3 protein-coding genes are annotated in these 3,043 nt (G+C 64.1%); 2 read left to right on the forward strand and 1 reads right to left on the reverse strand.

Annotated elements, in window-relative coordinates:
- The coding region (locus ABWP50_RS12030) for a 2OG-Fe(II) oxygenase (RefSeq protein WP_353218229.1) at window positions 1-420 on the forward strand (420 nt) is incomplete at its 5' end.
- A 165-nt stretch (window positions 421-585) separates the two neighbouring features.
- Here ABWP50_RS12030 and ABWP50_RS12035 read toward each other — a convergent pair.
- Window positions 586-1,149: a hypothetical protein gene (locus tag ABWP50_RS12035; protein WP_353218230.1), complete on the reverse strand. Its 564-nt coding sequence runs from the start codon at window positions 1,147-1,149 to the stop codon at window positions 586-588.
- A gap of 123 nt (window positions 1,150-1,272) precedes the next feature.
- Between ABWP50_RS12035 and ABWP50_RS12040 the strand changes: the two genes are divergently transcribed.
- A partial coding sequence (locus ABWP50_RS12040; protein ID WP_353218231.1) for a CocE/NonD family hydrolase occupies window positions 1,273-3,043 on the forward strand: 1,771 nt, incomplete at its 3' end.

Here is a 3,043-nt window from a genome sequence, read left to right on the forward strand (position 1 = left end):
GCCGAAGCCAGCCGCGAGCAATGGCACCCCGGCCACCCGCTCTATCATCTGCTCGATGAGGTGAACGCTGCGCCGGCGCTGGACTTCGCGCGCGACGTGTCCGGCCATGCCGACATCATCGGGGCCGATGCGCAGGCCACGCTCTATGCCGCCGGGCATTTCCTGACCGATCACGACGATCTTGTGGAAAGCGAAGGCCGCCGGCTCGCCTATGTGCTCAACATGGCCAAGGATTGGCGGCCGGATTGGGGCGGCTATCTCAATTTCATGGACAGCGCCGGCAACATCACCGCCGGCTTCATGCCGCGCTTCAACAGCCTGAACCTGTTTCTGGTGCCAATGCGCCACCACGTCAGCCAGGTGCCGCAATTCGCGCCGGTCGGGCGCTATGCGATTACGGGGTGGTTCCGCAACAAGTAGAACAAAAATGCCTCCGGCGGGCCGGGCCGAGCCCTGCACCACTTTCATTTTGGCTCGGCCCAAATCTCCGCAATAGCGCGCCGAACCAACAATCGGGCGCAGGGGTCACCCATGCCCACGTCACCCCGGACGTGATCCGGGGCGGAGGCATTATTTCACTGGCGCCTATTCGTTGATCCTGCGCACGCGCACCGCGATCTGGCCGTCGATATTGGCCAGATAGGATCCAACGGCGGCGCGGCGAATGCGGATTGGCATGCCGGGGCGCGGATCGCGTGCGAGGGTGCCGCCATCGGTTTGCACCCAAATGCTGCCATCATCGAGCACCAGCCGCCAATTGCCCCCAGCGCCGGCGCGGGCCGAGGTCAGCTTGGCTTCGATCTGCTTGAGCGCGCCTTGATCGTCGGTGTCTTCGCCGTCGGCTTTGCCATCGCCGAACAATTTGAAGCTGGGCAGGGCAATGCCGAACAGGCCGCGCCGCGCTGCTTTGACTTGCTCGCGGTCGGCCACCAGCACATCGCGCTTTTCAACGGCTTCGGCCAGCGCCGCTACGCCGGTGTCCAGGCAGGCCAGCCGCTGCGCCGTGTCGGTCAGGCTGCGGCAATCGAGCAATTTGCGGACCACGGCGGGCGGCGGCTGCGCCAGTTTTTCGGCGGCGTTGGCGGGCGCGGCAAGCGCGCACGCGGCAGCAACGGCGGATATGACAATCATGGTGCTGGGCGGGCGCATTGTGGCTCCGTTCGCTGTAGTGGCCAGATTGCGATACGCGCTTCGGGCGCTGCCGCCAACCAGCTTGCAGCGGCGGGCTGGCCGGGCCATGACTGGAACGGGACGCGTCAAAAGGGGGCATCATTGATCAAACACGCGATTGCGGCTGTGGCCGTGCTGTTGGCAGCCACGGCCTTCGCCCAAACCCCGACGATGCAGCCCGATATCGCCGGCAAATATGATGCCGTCACGCCGGCCGCCGATTATATCCGGCGCGAAGTGATGATCCCGATGCGCGACGGCGTGAAATTGTTCACGGTGGTGGTGATGCGCAAGGGCACCAGCGCCGGGCCGATGCTGCTCACCCGCACGCCCTACAGCGCCGCGCGTGCCACCGCCCGCACTGTCAGCTTGCAGATCACCGAAATCCTGCCGGTCGCCGATCGCGAACTGGTGCTGGATCGCTATATCCGGGTGTATCAGGACGTGCGCGGCATCCACAAATCCGAAGGCGATTATGTGATGACCCGGCCCTTGCGCGGGCCATTGAATGCGACTGCGACCGACCACAGCACCGATGCCTATGACACGATCGACTGGCTGGTGAAGAATGTGCCCGAAAGCAACGGGCGGGTGGCGATCACCGGCTCGTCCTATCCCGGCTTTACCGCCCTCATGGCGCTGATCGATCCGCATCCGGCGCTGAAGGCCGCCGTGCCGATGTCGCCGATGGTCGATGGCTGGATGGGTGACGACTGGTTTCACAACGGGGCGTTCCGCCAGGGCTTTCTGGATTATTTCGTCAAGCAGACCGGATCGAAATCGGCCGATACCGCTGTCGCCATGGGCCGACGCGATTATTATGCCGAGTTTCTGAGCGCGGGATCGGCGGCTGGCTTTGCCGCCCGTTATGGCTTTGACGGGCTGCCTTCGGTGAAAAAGCTGATGGAACACCCGGCCTATGACAGCTGGTGGCAGGGCCAGGCGCTCGACCGCCTGCTCGGCAACCGGCCGCTGACGGTGCCCACCATGCTGGTGGTCGGGCAATGGGACCAGGAAGACAGTTATGGCGCGCCCGCCGTTTATCGCGCGCTGGAGCCCAAGGATGTGGGCAACAAGATGCTGTCATTGGTGATCGGGCCGTGGCGGCATTCGGGCGTGAACTATGATGGCTCCGGGCTGGGCGTGCTGAAATTCGTTGGCGATACCGGCCTGCAGTTTCGCACCAGCGTGATGAAGCCGTTTCTGGACAGCCATCTCAAAACCGGCGCGCCGGCGCATGATACGCCGCCGGTGTTCACCTATGCCGTCGGCGCCGATGCTTGGCAGCGCCACGACCGCTTTCCGGCCGGCGATGCGGTAAACCTCTATCTGGATGACCGTTTCGGCCTGTCGCTGACCGCGCCCGCGGCCAAGGCAGCGCATGATGATTATGTGTCCGATCCCGCGCATCCGGTGCCGTTTGTGCCGGTGCCGGTCGATCTGGCCGATCGCGGCATGTGGGGTTCGTGGCTGGTCAGTGATCAGCGCCATGCCAGCGCCCGCCCCGATGTCGTCACCTACATGTCCGCGCCGCTGAAGGCGCCGCTGCAAATCCACGGCCAGCCCGAAGCCAATTTGTTTGCCAGCACCAGCGGCACCGACAGCGATTGGGTGGTCAAGCTGATCGATGTGTTTCCCGAAGAAAACAGCGTCAAGCCAGACCTGGCCGGGCTGCAACTGGGCATCGGCATGGAGATTTTCCGCGGCCGTTATGTGAAGGGCTTTGACACGCCTGGCGCGCTGACGCCCGGCAAAGCGGAAAAATATCGCTTCCTGCTGCCGGGGGTCAATCATGTCATCCCCGCCGGCCACCGCTTGATGGTGCAGGTGCAATCAACATGGTTCCCGCTCTATGATCGCAATCCGCAGACGT

It is taken from the genome of Sandarakinorhabdus sp. (assembly GCF_040398645.1).
Lineage (GTDB): Bacteria > Pseudomonadota > Alphaproteobacteria > Sphingomonadales > Sphingomonadaceae > Sandarakinorhabdus.

What these genes read in the sequence shown, in the direction of transcription:
- ABWP50_RS12035 (WP_353218230.1), bottom strand. Translation starts at nt 1,149, where the DNA reads ATGCGCCCGCCCAGCACCATGATTGTCATATCCGCCGTTGCTGCCGCG.